At 72.8% G+C, this 17,434-nt stretch carries 9 protein-coding genes and 3 pseudogenes; 8 read left to right on the top strand and 4 right to left on the bottom strand.

The window, feature by feature from the left end:
• Together E1265_RS38130 and E1265_RS40725 are read left to right on the top strand one after the other, a co-directional pair.
• Window positions 1-260 (top strand): annotated as a pseudogene (locus E1265_RS38130) (hypothetical protein); the annotation flags it as partial.
• Window positions 261-595: 335 nt separating this feature from the next.
• Window positions 596-1,207: pseudogene (locus tag E1265_RS40725) on the top strand (alpha/beta hydrolase-fold protein); the annotation flags it as partial.
• Window positions 1,208-1,585: 378 nt separating this feature from the next.
• On the opposite strand, the gene E1265_RS18315 reads toward E1265_RS40725, so the two are convergent.
• Entirely contained in the window at window positions 1,586-3,361 is a 1,776-nt protein-coding gene (locus tag E1265_RS18315; RefSeq protein ID WP_132931377.1) for an ABC transporter permease subunit, read from the bottom strand.
• Window positions 3,362-3,385: 24 nt separating this feature from the next.
• Window positions 3,386-4,903, bottom strand: coding sequence for an ABC transporter substrate-binding protein (locus E1265_RS18310; RefSeq protein WP_132931379.1), 1,518 nt, complete (start codon window positions 4,901-4,903; stop codon window positions 3,386-3,388).
• Window positions 4,904-5,072: 169 nt separating this feature from the next.
• Between E1265_RS18310 and E1265_RS18305 the strand changes: the two genes are divergently transcribed.
• A complete protein-coding gene (locus E1265_RS18305) occupies window positions 5,073-5,255 on the top strand; it encodes a hypothetical protein (protein WP_207931128.1) in 183 nt (60 codons plus the stop codon).
• A gap of 150 nt (window positions 5,256-5,405) precedes the next feature.
• Window positions 5,406-6,221, top strand: coding sequence for an AfsR/SARP family transcriptional regulator (locus tag E1265_RS18300; protein WP_132931376.1), 816 nt, complete (start codon window positions 5,406-5,408; stop codon window positions 6,219-6,221).
• Here E1265_RS18300 and E1265_RS18295 read toward each other — a convergent pair.
• Window positions 6,183-8,465, bottom strand: coding sequence for a peptidoglycan-binding protein (locus E1265_RS18295; protein WP_132931375.1), 2,283 nt, complete (start codon window positions 8,463-8,465; stop codon window positions 6,183-6,185). The two genes, E1265_RS18300 and E1265_RS18295, sit on opposite strands and share 39 nt — an antisense overlap.
• A 207-nt stretch (window positions 8,466-8,672) precedes the next feature.
• On the opposite strand from E1265_RS18295, the gene E1265_RS18290 reads away from it, so the two are divergent.
• Together E1265_RS18290 and E1265_RS18285 are read left to right on the top strand one after the other, a co-directional pair.
• Window positions 8,673-10,262, top strand: a complete 1,590-nt coding sequence (locus tag E1265_RS18290; protein ID WP_132931374.1) for an alkaline phosphatase PhoX — start codon at window positions 8,673-8,675, stop codon at window positions 10,260-10,262.
• Window positions 10,263-10,396: 134 nt separating this feature from the next.
• Window positions 10,397-10,864: a hypothetical protein gene (locus E1265_RS18285; RefSeq protein WP_132931373.1), complete on the top strand. Its 468-nt coding sequence runs from the start codon at window positions 10,397-10,399 to the stop codon at window positions 10,862-10,864.
• A gap of 22 nt (window positions 10,865-10,886) precedes the next feature.
• Here E1265_RS18285 and E1265_RS18280 read toward each other — a convergent pair whose 3' ends face one another.
• Window positions 10,887-12,065, bottom strand: a complete 1,179-nt coding sequence (locus tag E1265_RS18280; RefSeq protein WP_243740910.1) for a damage-control phosphatase ARMT1 family protein — start codon at window positions 12,063-12,065, stop codon at window positions 10,887-10,889.
• Between the two features lie 406 nt (window positions 12,066-12,471).
• On the opposite strand from E1265_RS18280, the gene E1265_RS18275 reads away from it, so the two are divergent.
• Together E1265_RS18275 and E1265_RS18270 are read left to right on the top strand one after the other, a co-directional pair.
• Window positions 12,472-17,013 carry a DUF6531 domain-containing protein gene (locus tag E1265_RS18275; protein ID WP_132931371.1) on the top strand — a complete coding sequence of 1,514 codons (4,542 nt, stop codon included), beginning with the start codon at window positions 12,472-12,474 and terminating at the stop codon, window positions 17,011-17,013.
• A pseudogene (locus E1265_RS18270) lies at window positions 17,007-17,434 on the top strand (hypothetical protein); the annotation flags it as partial. The gene E1265_RS18275 and the pseudogene E1265_RS18270, both read left to right, overlap by 7 nt.

Raw genomic sequence — 17,434 nt, 5'->3', positions numbered from 1 at the left:
CACCCACACCCACACCCACACCCACACCCGAGCCCTCCCGGGCGCCCGCCGAACAGCCGGAGAGGCCCGGGCGGTTCACGGACGTCCGCACGGTCGGCCTCCTGATCGCCACGCTGCTGCTCCTGGGCATCGCGCTGGTGACGTACGGCTGTTCCACCGGCGGTCCCCCCGACGACGCGTCCGGTGCCGGACGGGGCGCCCCTTCGCTACCCAAGTCGCCGGAATGCTCAAGTCTGTCGCGACCGGGTGAGGTGAGCTAGCTTCGAAGTCAACGGTGATCTTCCCGCCGCTGCTGGTGTGCTGTCTGAAGGAGGGGCTTCATGGCCAAGCGCATGCTCCTCAAGGTCGCGAGCAAGATGGGCCTCACCACGAAAGGTGCCGCCGGGGCGTACCCGTGGGTCCCGTAAACAGTCCAGCGCCATGACGGCCCGGACCCGGCGATGTCGGGTCCGGGCCGTGGTGATGAAGGGTCCCGCGGCTGACGGAGTTGAGCAGAGCTGACAGAGCCCACAGAACACCTGACTGCCCGGCCCCTGGCCCGGACGGGGGCCTCCCCGGCCGGGTTCCTGGAACGCTACGAAGGCGACCGGCTGACGTGGTGCTCGAACTCGCCGCGGGCGACCCGCTCGCGCCCGGCGCCTACAACGAGACGTTCACCCGGTTCCACGGCCTCGCGGGCACCTACCGGGTCAGGCAGGTCGCGGACATCCCGGCCCGGCCGCACGACCTGCCGGCCAGGCCCGACGCGCCGGTCGTCAACTCCGGGGTGCGGAACGTGCTCGTCGACGACTACGCCGCCGCGACGTTCGACGCCGCCTCGGGCGTGACCGTGGACTACCGGTTCTTCACGCCCGACGTGCGGCCAGGGCGGCGGTACCCGCTCGTGGTGGCCCTGCACGGCCACGGGGAGAGCGGCGACGACAACTTCGCGCAGATCGCGGGGAACCAGATCTCCGTGGCGTTCGCCGACCCGGCGCGCCAGGCCAGGCACCCGGCCTTCGTCCTCTCCCCGCAGGCACCCAGGGGCACGCCGGGCACCGGCGGGTGGTGGCGCTCCGACATTCGGGCGGAGGTCCTCGAGCTGGTGCGGGCGACGCTCGCCAGGAACCCCGCGATCGACCCGAGCCGGGTGTACCTGACCGGCCTCTCCATGGGCTCCTACGGTTCCTGGGCCCTGCTGCCCGAGCACCACGACCTCTTCGCCGCCGCCGTCCTCGTGTGCGGCGCGGGCGACGAGACGGCGGCCGTCGACGCCCTCGGCACGTTCCCGATCTGGTCCCTGCACTCCGCCGACGACGCGGTCGTGCCCTACGACGCCCCGGGCTCGGACTACCGGTATTCCGGGCGCTGGAGGCCGCCGGCCATCCGACGACCTGGAGCGAGTGGGCCGGCTCAGCGCCGGACCAGGTCCAGGAGGCCTCTGCCGCCGAGGCCCGGGAACGCGCGGCGGCGGCGGGCAGCAGACACCTCTTCACCACCTTCCCCGCCGGCACCACCCCGGTGTTCAGCCACGCCTCCTGGATCCCCACCTACACCAACGACACCATCATCGACTGGCTGTCCGGACCGGGATCTCGACGCCGACTCAGCCACGGGCCGCCCGGCGAGGCGCATCCGCCCGTCCGCCTCCCACGGCGGCGGTCGCGAGCACGGCGAGTACCGTGAGCGCGGCGGCCGGGCCGAGTACCGTCCAGGGCGCGATCTCGGCGTACGCCTGGTTCTCGGACAGCAGCTGTCCCCACTCGGGTGCGGGCGGCTGCTGTCCAAGCCCTAGAAAGCCGAGGGAGGCCAGCACGAGGACGGCCGTGGGGAAACGCAGCAGGGCGTTGCGGAGCAGGGCCGGCACGAGGGCGGGCAGCAGATGACGACGCAACAGATGGCGCCGGCCGGCGCCCATCGAGACCGCCGCGGCGATGTGCCCGCTCGCCCGCTCCTGTTCGAGAAGGGCCGAGGTCTGGGCGGCGTACGGGCTCCAGCCGACCAGGCACACCGCCAGCACCGCGCCCCCGGTGGAAGGGCCGCTGACGCCGGTGACCAACAGCCCGGCCAGCACGGCGGGCAGCGTCGCCGCCACATCCGTCAGGCCGGCGCTCGCCCGCGGAAGCAGGCCGAGTGCCACGCCGGTGAGCACGCTGACCGCCGTCACCACCAGGGCCGCGCCGGCGGTGCGTAGCGCCCCGTGGCCGAGCCGGGCCAGCAGGTCGCGACCCAGTGAGTCCGTCCCCAGCGGGTGAGCGAAGGACGGTGGCAGGAGGCGGGCCGTGGTGTCGACGTTCAGGGGGTCGCGCAGCATCCCGGCGACGACGAGCACGACGAGTGCGACGGCGCAGGCCCCGGCGACGTACCGCGGCGACCTCCGGCGGGGGAGAGCGGGGCGTCGCAGGGCGGGCAGGCCGCCGTCTCGGAGCGCCGGGCCGAGCAGGGCCAGCCGCAGGGCCCGCACCAGGAGGCCGGCGGCCGTGCCGATGAGGATGATGGCCAGGGTGCCGGTCTGGAGGAGGGGCAGGTCCTGGGAGACCGCGGCGTCCAGCACGAGCCGGCCGAGGCCCGGGATGTTGAAGATCTTCTCGACGGCGACGGCGCCGCCGAGCAGCCCGACGACCGTGGGGACGAACTGCGGCAGGACACCGGGCAGGGCGCGGCGCAGCGCGTGCCGGGCCGTGTGTCCCGGGGGGAAGCCGGCCGCGTGCCAGGTCCGTGCCCACGCCTCGCTGAACACGGCGGGCAGCGACTGGTCGAGCAGCCCGCCGATCATCGCTCCGGACGGCAGCCCCAGGGCGAGCGAGGGCAGCACCATCGACGCCGGCCCGTCCCAGCCGCTGGATGGGAACCAGCCCAGCCAGACCCCGCACGCGGTCGCCAGTACCGAGGCGAGGAGGAACTTCGGCAGCGACGCGAGGACGGCGGCGCCGGTTCCCGCCCGGCCGTGCCGCAGCCGGCGCCGGGAGCCGAGGAGGACGGTGCGGACGCAGACGAGTCCGGCGACGGCGAGGGTGACGAGGAGAGTGCCCGACAGCAAGGTGAGCGAGACGCCGAGGGCGGCGGTGACCTGTGGCAGGACAGGCTCGCCCGATACCCACGAGCTGCCCGCGTCACCGCGCGGGAGCCCGCCGAGCCAGCCGGTGAGAAGGACGAGGGGCCCGTCGGCCAGGCCCAGTTGTTCCCGAACGGCGGCCAGCGCGTCCGGTGTCGGGTCCTGCTCACCGGAGCGTGCCCGCAGCACGGTGAGCGCCGCATCGCTGCCGGACAGCCAGGGCAGCAGCGCGACCGTCGTGAGCACCACGGTTCCGGCGAGCACCCGGCCGACCCCGGCCCGCCACGCGGCGCGTTGGCGGGCAAGACCGTCAGGGGCGGCAGTCACTGGCTGCTCCTCTTGCCCGTGCGGCTACGCACGGCGCGTGTCGAGATCGATCAGGGAGCGCTCGCGCGGGTCGAGGAGCACCCCTTCCACGCCGTCCGCGATCCCCTGCACCACCTGCTCGTGGACCAGCGGGACGACGGCGTCGGTGCGCAGGATCTCGGCCTCCGCCCGCATGATCCTCTGCCGTCGCCGCTCGGGGTCGCTCTCCGTGGCAGCGGCCCTGATGGCCTCGTCGACGTCCGGGTCCGCTAGCCCGGCGATGTTGTAGACGCCGTCGCTGGTGTAGTCACTGGCGAGGTACGCCACCGCGTCACCGGTGTCGAGCAGCGTCACCCGGGAGAGGACCAGCGCGTCGTACTCGCCGGCGAGGAGGTCGGCCTCCATCTGCGAGTACTCGCGGACATCCTGCCGCACGGTGAACCCGGCCTGTTCCAGCTGCTGCTGGAGCACGGTGGCGGCCTCCGGGAGCTCAGCGCGGTTGGTGTAGGTGGCGAGCCGCACCGTCCTGCCCTCGGTCCTGGCCCTCACCTCGGCGGTGGTGCGGGCCTCGGCGCGGTCGGTCAACCCGACGCGGTGGTCGGCGGCCCAGGGGACCGCCGGGCCGAACAGGCCCTGCGCGGGGTCGGCGTACCCGCCGAAGACGGAGTCGACGAGGGCGGAGCCGTCCACGGCCTCGCGGGCGGAGGCGCGCAGCCCCGCGTCGGTGAAGACGCCGCTGCCGGTGTTGAGGATCAGGCCGTCGGTGCGCACGGACGGCACCTCGTGCCGCGTGCTCTCGTCCAGCAGCGCCGCCTGGGCGGTGGGGATCCACTCGGCGATGTCCACGTCGCCGCCGCGGAGCGCGTTCGCGCGGGCGGTGCCGTCCGCGATCCAGGTGACGTCGATGCCGGAGGCCCTCGCCGGGCCGCCCCAGTAGTCGTCGAAGCGGTCGACGGTCGCCGAGGCCCTGCCGTTCAGCTCGGTGATCTCGAAGGCTCCGGTCGCGGTGCCTACGGGGGAGACGGTGCCGTCCTGCCGGTACGCGCTGGCGGAGAAGATGCCGAGCGCCGGGCTGGCGAGGCGCAGCGGCAGCACCGGATCGGGCGACCCGGTGGTGAGGGTGACCGTGTCGACGTCGACGGCCGTCGCGGTCAGCGTCACATCGCTCAGCACGCGTGGCTTTGGCTCGGCGTCGTTCGCCCGTGTCAGGGCGTTGACCACGGACTCGGCGGTGACCTCGGTGCCGTCCTGGAAGGACGCCTCGCGCAGCTCGAAGGTCCAGGTGGTGTCGCTCTCCCGCGTCCAGGACTCGGCAAGCGCGGGTTCGGCGGTGCCGTCCTCGCCGAGCACGGTGAGGCCCTCGGCGACGAAGAGCTTGCTTAGGACGGTGGCGTCGTTGCTGTACGGCGAGAGCGCCTGCGACGGCGGTATCGCGAGGGCCACCCGCAGGCGTGCGTCGGCGTCAGCGGCGTCGGAGGCGGAGCTGTCGCCGGAGACGAAGCAGCTGGCCAGCAGGGGCGAGATGGCGAGCGTGGCGATGAGGCCGCGGAAGGTGGTGCGCATGATGAGGTTCCTGTCGTACATGCCACGGGCCGTCTGGTTCGGCCCATGAGCGACCTCAGGATATTAGGCAAGCCTTACCTCATCGACCTCCGGTGGGGTGCGCGGCCCGGGAGCGTGCCGCCCGCAGGGGTCAGATGATGCCGAACTCGCCGCGGCGCACCGGCGGTTCGTGGTGGTCGAGGAGCACCGCCCCGCCGGCGGCGTGGCGGAGGCGCTCGCGCTCCTCCTCCCGGACCACGCCGTAACCGGCGTCAACGCCGGCCACCTGTGGCCCGCGGAGGGCGGCGACCACGCCGAGGTGCTCGGCCAACTCGGGCTCACCCTGTCCGCGGTCCTCACCGCCGCCGCCTGAGCTGATGAAAGCGCGATGAAAGCGGCACCGGGCTTCCTTGGAGCGGGTGGTGCGTCGCCAGACCCCTTTTGACGCGGCGCACGGCCCCCAGGGGGAAGACCGCTCCGGGGCATCGACCGACGCCCCGGAGCGGCCGGGCCGACAGGGAGGGTGACCGCGGTGTGGGAGGTCTGCGTACTGGGGCCGGTGGAGATCGCGGTGGGTGGACGTCGGGCGCCGCTTCCCGGGCCGCGGGCCGCCCGGGTTCTCGCGACCCTGGCGCTGGCCGGGGGAACGCCGGTCGGTGTGCCGCGCCTCGTCGACTGCGTCTGGGGGGAGCGGCCGCCGCGCACGGCCGCGGCCCAACTCCAGACGGTGGTGTGGCGGCTGCGGGGGGCGTTCGCCGACGCCGGGCTGCCCGCCGGCGTCCTCGCCCGCAGGACCACGGGGTACCTGCTCGTCGAGGGCGCCCACACCACGGATGTCGCGGGCTTCCGCCAGGACGTGCGGCTGGCCCGCGTCGAACTGGCCAGGGGGCAGGTCGACCTGGCGGCGGACACGCTCCGGTCGGCGCTCGCCCGCTGGCGGGGACCGGCGCTGCTCGGGATCGAGGACGGGCCCCTGGTGGCCGCCGCGCAGCGCCTCGAGGAGGAGCGGCAGCGGGCCCATGAGCAGCGCCTCGGGCTCGACGTGGCGCGGGGCAGACACCACGGGGCCAACGCGGAGCTGCGGGAGTTGGTCGAGCTGTTCCCGCTGCGGGAGTCCCTGTACCGCACCCTGGCGCTCGCGCTGTACCGGTCGGGGCGGCAGGGAGACGCCCTCGGGGTGCTGCGGCAGGCCCGAGAGCGTCTCCGCGACCAGCTGGGCATGGATCCCGGCCGGGACACGGTGGCGGTCGAGCAGGCGATCCTGCGGCAGGACGTCGCCCTCTCGACCTCCGGGGGCACGTCAGAACTTCGCCTGATTGAGCGCGCGTTGGAGGGCTGAGGTGGTGGCGCTCCCCCAGTCGCCGTCGACGATCAGCCGGGCGCCGACGATGCGGTTGAGATAGGTCTGCAGCGCCTTCACCGATGCCTGGCCGAAGTCGCCGTCCACGATCAGCTCCGCGTCGTCGATCTCGTTGAGGTGCCGCTGGAGCGCGCGCTTGGACGCCGGCCCCCAGTCGCCGTCCGGCGTGGTGCCGATCGCCCGCTGGGTGGCCCGGATGGTGGCCGGCCCGAACACCCCGTCCACCGCGAGCCGGGCCCCGTGGTCCAGGTAGGTGTGGTAGGCGGCCTCAGTGGCCGGGCCCCAGAGCCCGTCGTCGTCGACGCCGACCAGTCGCTGCAGCCAGCGGACGCCGGCGTCGGTGAGCGGGCCGAAGACGCCGTCGACGTCCAGCGGGGGCCGGTGGCCGAGCTTGTTGACGGCCCGCTGTTGGTAGCTGACGGGCCGGATGTCGGTGGCGCCGCGGCCGCCGGAGCCGGAGTTGCCCACGTGCGCGAGGTAGGCGGCCTCCGTGTTGGGCCCCCAGATCCCGTCGTCGTCGACGCCGACCAGGCGTTGCAGCCACTTCACCCCGGCCTCCGTCAACGGGCCGAAGTCCCCGTCGACGACGAGCCGCGGGGTGTAGCCGAGACCGTTCACCGCCCGCTGCTGTCCCGCCACAGAACGGACCGCGCCGACGTCGTTCGACTGGCCGATGTGCGCGAGGTAGGCGGCCTCCGTGTTGCGGCCCCACAGACCGTCGTCGGCCGTGCCGACGCGGCGTTGCAGCCACTTCACGCCGGCCTCCGTCAACGGGCCGAAGACGCCGTCGACGTCAAGCCGCGGGGTGTAGCCGAGACCGTTCACCGCCCGCTGCTGTCCCGCCACAGAACGGACCGAGGTGTCCCCGCGTGAGGAGCCGCCGACGTAGGCGAGGTAGGCGGCCTCGGTGTTGGGCCCCCAGATCCCGTCGGCGGCGGTGCCGACCAGGCGTTGCAGCCACTTCACCCCGGCCTCCGTCAACGGGCCGAAGATCCCGTCGACTTCGAGCGGCGGCGAGTAGCCGAGACCGTTGACGGCACGCTGCTGTCCTGAGACCGACCGGTAGATCACGTTGGGATAGGTGCCGTTCCCCGAGCCGCCGCCGATGGAGCCGTGGCCGCCGCCGAAGTCGTCGGCCACCTCCCGGACCGTGCCGGGCATTCCGCCGTTCACCCAGGCCCGCAGGATGTCCCCCGGGCATTCCGTGGACTCCACATTGCTGTGATAGGAGCGCGTAAGGGTCTTGCCCATGATCTCGTTGGCCTTGTGGTACATGGAGACGAGCGCGTCGGCGATCGGCCTTTTCAGCGCCCCCGAGCCGTCGTTCATGTCGGAGTTCGTACCGATCACGCAGATGCCGACGTAGGCGGTGTTGAAGCCCGAGGCGTGGGCGCCGAGACCGTGCCAGCCGCGGCCCTCGTAGACGACGCCGTCGACGTCCACGAGAAAGTTGTAGCCGACGTCGGACAGGCCGCGGTTCATCATGCCGCGCTGGATGTCCCGGGGAGTCTGGGTAGCGGTGGCACCGCTGTAGTGCACGAGGTATCCGGTCCTGCTGCCCGTCGAGACCGTGCCGATCGGGTCGCTCGGCGCCGCGGCTCCCCAGCCCGAGCGCGAGACGACGGTGATCGGCTTGGGCTTGGGTCGCGGCCTGGACGGCGGCCTGGGGCGGCTGCCGACGCCGCCGCTCCGCAGCGCCGCCCGGATGCCGTCACCCGGGCTGCCCGACTCGGCGTCGTGGGGCAGGATGTCGAGGCCCGCCGCGTAGTTGCCGGCCAGGTCGCCGAGGTAGTGGTCGAGACCGTCGAGGGACGCCAACACCGCGTCGGACGGGGTGTCCTGGACGCCGATCAGCGCGCACACCGCGTAGTACCGCATGTTGCCGCCGCTGATCGGGTCGTTGGCGAAGGGCCGCCGCAGAACGCCGCGTCCCTCGAAGACGGTGCCGTGCTGGCAGACCAGGTAGCTGTGGGCGATGTCCGGCTCGGCGGGCGCCTCCTCGGGTCCAGGCACCACCATGTCGGCCGTCTGGAGTTCCCTGACCCGCGCGAAGCAGTTGGTGTGGGATTCGGGGGCCACGTGGTCCTGCGGGAGGCAGTGGAGAATGATTCCGCCGTTCTTGGGATTCCAACTCCCGGGCGGGTGCGGATATTCGGTGGCGGCCCCCCAGTCCGCCCGCTTCACCAACTCGAACGGCGGCTCGTCCGGTTCGTACTGCGCCACGTCAACCCCCTCGTCGTCCTTTGGATTTCGCTGCCGACAGCCTCCGGGTTTCCGCTATCCCGCCGCTCTCGCCCCGCTCTCACCTCGCTCTCAGGCCTGCGGAGAGCGGCAGGAGAGTGCGGCGAGAGCGGGAAGAGAGGTGCTTTCTCCGGGCGCGCACATAATGATTTCCCGGCCTGCTGAAGGCCTTTGACAAAGGGAGGTCTCGTGACGCTCATATCGCGACGCACAGCGGTGGCCGCGGGCGGTTCCGTCGTCGCCGGAATGCTCTGTGCCTCGCCGGCGGCGGCGCTCGTGCGCGGGGCCGGCCGCGACCAGGTTCCGGTGTCCATCTCGCCCGGCTACGTGGCGCGGGCGCTCGGCGCCGCGTCGGCGGATGGTGGCGGCTGGCAGAGCCTGGCCTGCCTCTCGCCGACGGGCCGCGGGGACGCCGGCGCGCCGCTGCTGGCGGCGAGCCATGGCTCGGCCCGGGTGGCGTCGGCCGAAGAGCTCGCCGCGCACCTGGCCGGCCCGGCCGTCAGCTTCCTCACGGTGCCGGCGGCGGGCGGCCGTTCGCCCGTGGCGGCGGTGGCCGGCGTCGGCATCGCGCGGGGGACGCGTGCCGCCCTCTCCGGGCCGCTGCGCGAGGACGACCAGAGGATCGCCTCGGTCGCCGTCCCCGCCGGCACGCTCGGCAACGGCGCGCTGGCCGCCACCGGCTGGGGCACGCTGCTGTGCGCCGAGGCGGGCGGGGCAAGCAACTTCGGTACCCGACAGGCCGGTTGGCGCGGCAACGAGGCGCAGTGGCGGTACGGGGTGGGGGCCGCGGGGGACGACGACTGGAGCGCGCTCGACGAGCGGTTCGACATCGGCCGCGACGAGCGGCTCGCCGGCCGTTTCGGCTGGGTGCTGGAGCAGGCGGTCCCCGGCGGTGGTCGGCGCCCGCCGGTCAAGCGCACCGCGCTGGGCCGCCTGCGCCACTCAGGACTCGCCGTGTCCGAGTCGCACGGGCGTGCCGTCGTCTACACCGGGGACGGTGAGGACGGCGAGTACCTGTACAAGTTCGTCAGCCACGGCGCGTCGGGCGAACCGCTGGACGACGGGGTGCTCCACGTGGCCAGGCTGGGCGGCGACGGCCGGGGCAGGTGGCTGCCCATGGCCCACGGGCAGGGCCCGCTCACCCGGGCCAACGGCTGGCGGGACCAGGCCGACGTGCTGTTGCGTACCCGGCTCGCGGCGGACGCCGTGGGCGCCACCCCGCTGCCGGCCCCGGGCCGGATCGCGGCCGACGCCCGCCGGGGCCAGCTGCTGTGCGCCCTCGCCGGCCCGAGCGGTCCCGCCGGGTGCGCGGCGGTCGGCCACGCCCGTTCCCGGGCGACCGGCGCGCGGGTCGCGGCCCTGCCCGGCAACCTGCTCTGGCTGCGCGAGGACGGCGGCGATCCGGCCGCGACCGGCTTCCGCTGGTTCGGCGCGCTCCTCTCGGAGCAGGGGCTGCGGTCGGCGTCCGCGGACCAGCCGCCGGCCGAGCGGCCGACCGTGCGCGACGTCCAGTACGACGCCCGGGGCCGCCTGTGGGCCGTGGTCGCCGAGGACCCTGCCCGGGGGGCCGGGGACGAACTGCTGGTCGTCGACACCGCGCGCGGCCGGGCGGAGCGCGTGCTGGCGGCGCGGCGGGGAGCGCGGTTCACGGCCACCGCGGTCGCCCCGGACGGCCGGCAGGCCTTCGTCGCCGTCCGCTCGCCCGAGGACGAGCGGGGCGCCGTCCTGCTGTCCGTGCACCGGCCGGACGAACACCCGGTGACGGCCGCCGCGGCCTGAGCCCGGCGACCACGATCCGCCCGGGTCCACGTTCCGCGCCGTCGCCACCGGACCGAACGGCGTCGGCGCGGAACACCGCCGCCGGCCACGGCCGCCGTCTGGGCTCCTGGCCGAAGCTGTGATGTCCTGCCTCCGTGGCCGGTGTTCTCTCAGCTCTCATCGCGGTCCTCGGCACGCTGCTCGGCGTCGCCCTGACCCAGCGGTCCCAGCGCCAGGCGACCGCGCGCGACCAGGCGTTCGCGACGCAGCAGCAGCTCCGCGCCGAACGCATGGCCGTGTACAGCGACTTCGCGGGGGCGGTGACCGAGTTCAGGCGAGGCCAGCAGGACCGTTGGCACCGCAGGTACGAGGACCCGGACGGCCCCGCCCACTACGAGGCGCGCATCGAGGCGTACCGCCTTCGCGGGGTCGCCCTCCACGCGCTGTTCCGCGTGCAGCTCATCGCGAGCGGCCAGCCGCTCGTCGACGCCGCCCGACACGCGTACGAACTGACCAGCGGGGCGCACAAGGCATCCGACCAGACGGAGCTCGGCGCGCTGTGCGACCAGGCACGAGAGGCGCTGGAGCACTTCGTGAGGCTCGCCTCCGTCGACGTGCGGTGACGGCTCGGCCGAGTGTGAGCCGTCAGCGCCGGACCTGGACGAGGGCGTGGGTGCCGCTGGTGCGCCACCGGTCCTCGGTGGCGTCGAGTTCGGCGGCGTGGCCGGCGGTCAGGCCCGTGACGACGTCGGACTTCAGGGTGCGCAGGGCGGCCACGGGGGTGGGAAAGTAACGCGTCAGCCGGTCGAAGGGGGTGGTGGGCGGCCACAGCCGGTCGCCCACCAGGCGGCGGTAGTTGAGATCCCCCTTCAGGATGGTCAGCGTGCACCCTGAGAGGTCCCGGCGGAGGTCGTCTGGCATGTCCGGGTAGGGCAGCGGGGCGCAGAAGAAGGGGTGCGCGGAGGGGCGGAGTCGCCCGGTGGCCATGGCCTCCCACAGCCGGGCGCCGACCTCACCGGCGTGCCCGGGGGCGCGGGCCAGGCGGCGCAGCGCGGCGACGAGGTCGGCGGTGGTGGCGTCCGAGACGTAGTACGGGTGCGGCTTGAGGTGGAGGTCGACGGTGCGGGCGTGGCCGTGGCGGAGCAGGTGGTCGACGAGGACGAGGTCGGGGATGAGTTCGCGGCCGGCGTTGTCCGCGATCACGGCGACGGTGCCCGGACGCTCGGCGCTGAGGAGGTCCCACAGACTGTCGGTGTCGTCGGCGACGAGGTCTGACGCGCTCCGCGGCGATTCGGCGGCCGTGGTGAGGAAGCCCAGGTCGGCACGGTTGCCCCAGAGCGCGGCCCCGAGCAGGGCGGCGGCCTCGTCCTCCCGGGAGAGACCGGGCAGGGCGTCGAGCGCGTCGAGTTCCTCGTCGACGCCCCTGCTGTGGAGTTCGGCCTGTTTGGCGGGGGCGAACGGGTCGATGCCCTGCCAGGGCCCGGGGCCGAAGTACGCCACGGCCTGGAGGAGACGACGGTAGAAGTAGCTCTCCGCCCAGAGGAACGACGCGTCGAACCAGGACCGGCCGACGTGCTCGTCGACGCCCCACCGCGCCCAGTCGGCACGGTCGTGGGCCTCGGGTGGCAGCGGCCGGATGACGCCCTCGGTGATCTCGCCCAACAGTACGTCCAGCGCGTGCAGTTGGTCCGGCGTGTACGGATGGGCGTCGCGGACCTGCCGAATCAGGGCCGGGTGTCGGCTGACCAGCACGTCCCGGGCGAAACTGCCAGGCTCGTTACACCCGATGACCGGCGCGCCGTCCTCAAGCGGGGTCTCCTTCACCGTGCGTTCCTCCCGTCCCCGAACCGCCGCCCCGTCACGACCGCACCGTATCGCTTGCGCCGGTCGGCAACCGGCGGGGCACCCGACGGCCGACGTCGTAGGGATGGACCGACCGCGATGTTCGCGACCACCGACTGCATCAAAACCCCCGTTCCACTCCCGGTCATTCTCGCAGGGGGAGCCCCGCGACCACGGACGTGCCTCGGAGGGCACGAGGCTGCACGAACTGATCGGACGAGACCGAGTCGGGCGGCGTGGGCACCGTCTGGCGCGCTCAACGGCGTGCTGGACCGGGTACTGCCGAGAGCACCACATACCTGCACGACTGTTGATGTCTGACGACCTGTCTCCTTACGGTGGTTTTGAGCGTCTGAACGTTGCTTGATCATCACGGGGGAGACAGATCATGGCACGCGCTTCCGACTGGAGTCCGGTCGACCTGGACCGGGACCCGACACCCGGCAACCCGGACGAAGTACGGGAACTCGCAGACTCACTCCAGACGTTCGCGGATGACGTCGGCGAGGCGTTGGGCCGAATCCGTGGCATGGCCGAGGACCGCGCGGTGCTGGACTGGGCCGGCCTGTCGGCTGAGGCGTTCCGCTCGGAGTTCGACGGCGTGCCGGGCAATCTGGAGAAGCTCCAGACCTCATACGACATGGCCGCCCAGGCGTTACAGACCTACTGGCCGAAGCTGGAGACCGCGCAGGGCATGGCCGACCGGGCCCTGGATCGTGCGATCGCCGCGCAGGCCGATCTTTCCTCAGCCCAGGCCGCGTTATCCGACGCGCAGGACTGGGTCTCGCGCGCTGGCGAGGAGGCCGACCGCCTTGAGCGCGAGGGCGAACGCGACGACGTCGAGCCGCCGTCCGAGGCCGAGGTCCGCGCCGCCACGCGCGACGCGAACGCCGCCGACCAGGCCGCGTCCTCCGCCCAGTCCCGCGTCGACAGCGCTGAGGAAGCCCTCGCCGCCGCACGCCAACTCGCCCTCGATGCCAAGGAGTTACGCGAGGAGGCGGCCCAGGTCTGTGCGGACGGGATCGACGCCGCCTCGGACGCCGGCATCCAGAACCGTCGTTGGTGGGAGGACGCCATCCACTGGGTGTCCGAGAACTGGGACACCATCGTCGAGATATGCAAGGTCGTCGTCGCCGTCCTCGGCATCGTCGTCATGATCATCGGCGGCCCCCTCGCCTGGGTCGTCCTCGCCGCCGCCCTCGTCGTCCTCGCCGACACCCTCTACCGCTACGCCAACGGCGAGGCGTCCCTCTGGGACGTCGCCTTCGCCGCCCTCGACTGCATCCCCGGCATGAAAGGCCTCACCACCCTCGGCGGCCTCGCCCGAGGCATGCGCTCCCTCGCCACCACCAGCCTGCGCGGCTTACGACAGGGCCTGCGCGGACTGGGACAGACACTGCGGCGAACCGGCCGGCAGGGCGAGGCGTTGTTCTGCCGCACCGATCCCATCGACATGGCGACCGGCGAGGTGGTCATGGACGCCGTCGACGTTGAGTTGCCGGGCGTGCTGCCCCTGGTGGTGCGACGACACCATCGCAGCAGTCTGCGGGAGGGCACCTGGTTCGGTCCGTCCTGGGCCTCGACGCTCGACCAACGCCTCGTGCTCGATCCGGCCGGCGTCCAGTTCGTCACGGCTGACGGCATGATTCTCGACTACCCCCGCCCCGATCCCGAGGCGCCCGTTCTGCCGGTGGAGGGGCCTCGGTGGGAGCTGGGCTGGAACGGTGAACCGGGCACGCCGTTGACGGTCTACCAGCGGGACGCCGGGCTGACGCTGCACTTCGAGCCGGTTCCCGGGCGGCGCGGCGGTGAACTCCCGCTCAGCGCCGTCACGGATCTCAACGGCAACCGCATCACCGTCGTCTACGGCGCCGATGGGGCCCCCAGCGAGTTACGGCACCACGGCGGCTATCGGCTCGGGCTGTCGGTGAGCGCCGGGCGGGTCGTCGAGATCCGGCTGCTGAGCGATCCGGACGAGCCGACTCTCGTGCGGTACGCGTACGACGAGGCCGGCGACCTGAGCGAGGTCCACAACTCCTCGGGCCTGCCGCTGCTGCTGCGCTACGACGCGCACCACCGGGTCACGGGGTGGGTGGACCGCAACGAGACCTGGTACGCGTACCACTACGACGAGCAGGGTCGCTGTGTCGGCACCACGGGCACGGACGGTGTGCTCGCCAGCCGGGTGGCGTACGACGCCGAGACCCACCGGACGGTCTTCACCGATTCGCTGGGCCACAGCACCGTCTACGAGTTCAACGACTGCTACCAGTTGGTCACGGAGACGGATCCCCTGGGGCATCGCACGCACCGGGAGTGGGACCGTTACGACCGGCTGCTTTCCCTGTCGGATCCCCTGGGCCGGGTCACCAGATTCGAGTACGACCAGTTCGGCAACCGCGTCGCGCATGTCGCACCGGACGGCGGCCGGACGGAGGTGGCGTTCAACGACCTCGGGCTGTGGACCGTGGCGACCGACGCGGACGGGGCGACCTGGTCCCGGGAGTACGACGAACGCGGCAACCTCCTCCAGATCACCGACCCGGCCGGCGCTGTCGAGCGGTTCGACCGCGACGCACGCGGTGCACTGACCCGCCACGTCGATCCGGTCGGCCGCGTCCGTGTCTTCGAGAACGACGCGGCCGGTCTGCCCACCAGGGTCACCGACCGGAGTGGGCTCGACGTCCGGTACGAGCGTGACGGGTTCGGCCGCGTCACGCTCGTCGACCAGGCGGGCGCGGCGTCCACGCGGTTGACGTGGAGCGTGGAGGGGAAACTCGTGGCCCGGGCCGTCGCGGACGGGCCGAGCGAGCGGTGGCGCTACGACGCCGAGGGCAACCTCGTCGAGCACGTGGATCCGGCGGGGCGCCGCACCCGCCACACGGTCGGTGTCTTCGACAAGCCCGTCGAGACCGAGCTTCCGGGCGGCGCCCGTTGGCGGCATGTCTACGACACGGAACTCCGGCTGACCTCGGTGCGGAACCCGGACGGCCTGACCTGGACCTACGACTACGACGCCAAGGGCCGGCTGGTCGCTGAGACGGACTTCTCCGGGCGCCGGGTCGGCTACGCCTACGACGCGGCGGGACAGCGCGTGTCCCAGACCAACGGTGCCGGCCAGACCGTCCACCGCCGTTACAGCGCGCGCGGCGACCTCGTCGAGGAGACCACCGGCGGGAGCACCACCATCTTCACCTACACCGCTGCCGGGTTGATGACCACGGCCGTCAACCCGGACGCCACGCTGTCGTTCCGTCACGACGCCGCAGGCCGGGTCATCGAGGAGATATCCGACGGCCGCGCCACCGTGTTCGGCTATGACGCGGCCGGCCGGCCCGTCTACCGTCGCACCCCCTCCGGCGTCGAATCGCGCTGGGAGTGGGCGGAACACCAGGGTCCCGCCGCGCTGCACACCGCGAGCCGTACCCTTCGCTTCGACTACGCCGACGGACGCCAGGCATCCCGCCAGCTGCCCGGCGACGCCCGGATCGACCAACGCTGGGACCAGTTGGGCCAGCTGACCGAGCAGCGCATCGTCGGACCAGAGCATGCGCCGATCGGCCGCGCCTACGCCTACGGCCCGGACGGCGGGCTGCGGGCCCTGATCCGCCTCGACGGGCTGAGCAAGCAGGGGCCGCGTCACCTCGAGAGGGACCCCGAGGGCCGCATCACCGCGCTCCACGGCGGCGAACCGGGCGACGAGCACTACTCCTACGACGCCACGGGGAACGTCGTCGCCACTGGCGACGGGCCGGAGCGCGTCGAGCACGTCATCGACGGCGTCAGGCTGCGGCGGGCCGGCCGCACCTCCTACGAACACGACGCCCAGGGCCGCGTCACACGCAAGCTGCTCCGCCTGCTGTCCGGCGGCACCCGCGAGTGGCGCTATGTCTGGGACGGCGCCGACCGTCTCACCGACCTGATCATCCCCGACGGCAGCCACTGGCACTACCGCTACGACCCACTCGGCCGACGCGTCGCCAAGCAGCGCCTGGCCGAGGACGGCACGGTGCTGGAGGAAACCCGCTTCGTCTGGGACGGCAGCCGCATGGCCGAGCAGACGCACACCCAAGCGGATTCTCCCGACAGGTGCACCACCACCTGGGAATGGGAGCCGGGCACCCACCGCCCACTCGCCCAGTTCGAGCACCGCTCCCTGCGCGACGCGCCACAGGACGAGATCGACCAGCGCTTCTACTCCATCGTCACCGACCTCGTCGGAACCCCCACCGAACTCATCGACGAGGAAGGCACCATCGCGTGGCGCAACGACACCAAGCTGTGGGGCTGGTCATCGAGCACCACACGGGACGACGACGCGAACAGTGCCCCGAACTGCCCGCTCCGCTTCCCCGGCCAGTACCACGACGCCGAGTCCCACCTCCACTACAACCTCTTCCGCTACTACGACCCGGCGACCGGCTGGTACTGGAGCCCGGACGCGCTCGGTCTCTTCGCCGCCAACCACCCCTACCGCTACGTCGACGACCCGCTCCTGCTCAGCGACCCACTGGGACTCGCCCCCTGTCTGGCCACCCAACTGGCCAACCGCGCTGGGGAGTTCCACAGCGCGCTGCCGCCCGGCTCGCAGGGCTACCAGACCGTCGCGGTGATACGCGTGCGCACCCCCCACGGCGAGGTCGATCTTGTCAGCGGCAGCGGGACGGGGCTGCGCCCACCGCAGCCGTCTATGGTGGACCGCACCCGCGTACCCCCGGAGCTGGAGGTGCCCAACTCCCAGGGCTTCCACGCCGAGCAGAACATCCTGGTGTTCGCCAACGCCCAGGGCTGGACCCCGATCGCCGGCGGCGCCTCCCGGCCGGTCTGCTCGGATATCTGCGCACCGTTGATCCGGGCCGCGGGCGGGCGCATCAGCGGTGAAGTCATTCCAGGAACACACGGAACCCAGATCAGGACTTTCGAATGGTAGACATCCAGGCCGAGGTCTCCGCCTTCGCCACCACCGCCCCGCGGGCAGCACTCCGCCTCTTCGCCGCCTCCGGCGTCGAGCGCGGCGCGGCCTGCTACTTCTGGGCGATCAGCACCCAGCCAGGACGCGAGAGCGACCGCGACTTCTACCTCTCCCGCCTGGAACGGCTGTGGCAGCTCGACCGGTCATGCGACGACCTCGAGCGTGATGTCCGCGACTGGACCGCGCGACTTCCGGAGTTCGCCACCGACAGCGGCCCCGGTGGCATCCTCCGCTACGCCTTCGAAGCCGTCCTCTGCCTCCAGGCGGCCGGCGCCCTGCTCTCCACGACTGCGGCCCCCGACGACGCCCGCCACGCCTCCAACACCTTCCTCGGCTTCGCCGACATCCTCGACAGCGCCGAGAACCCCTTCGACCCCAC

Source organism: Streptomyces sp. 8K308, from assembly GCF_004348315.1.
Lineage (GTDB): Bacteria > Actinomycetota > Actinomycetes > Streptomycetales > Streptomycetaceae > Streptomyces.
The sequence above is the reverse complement of the archived record's forward strand: the minus strand, read 5'-3'. Positions and strand labels throughout refer to the sequence as shown.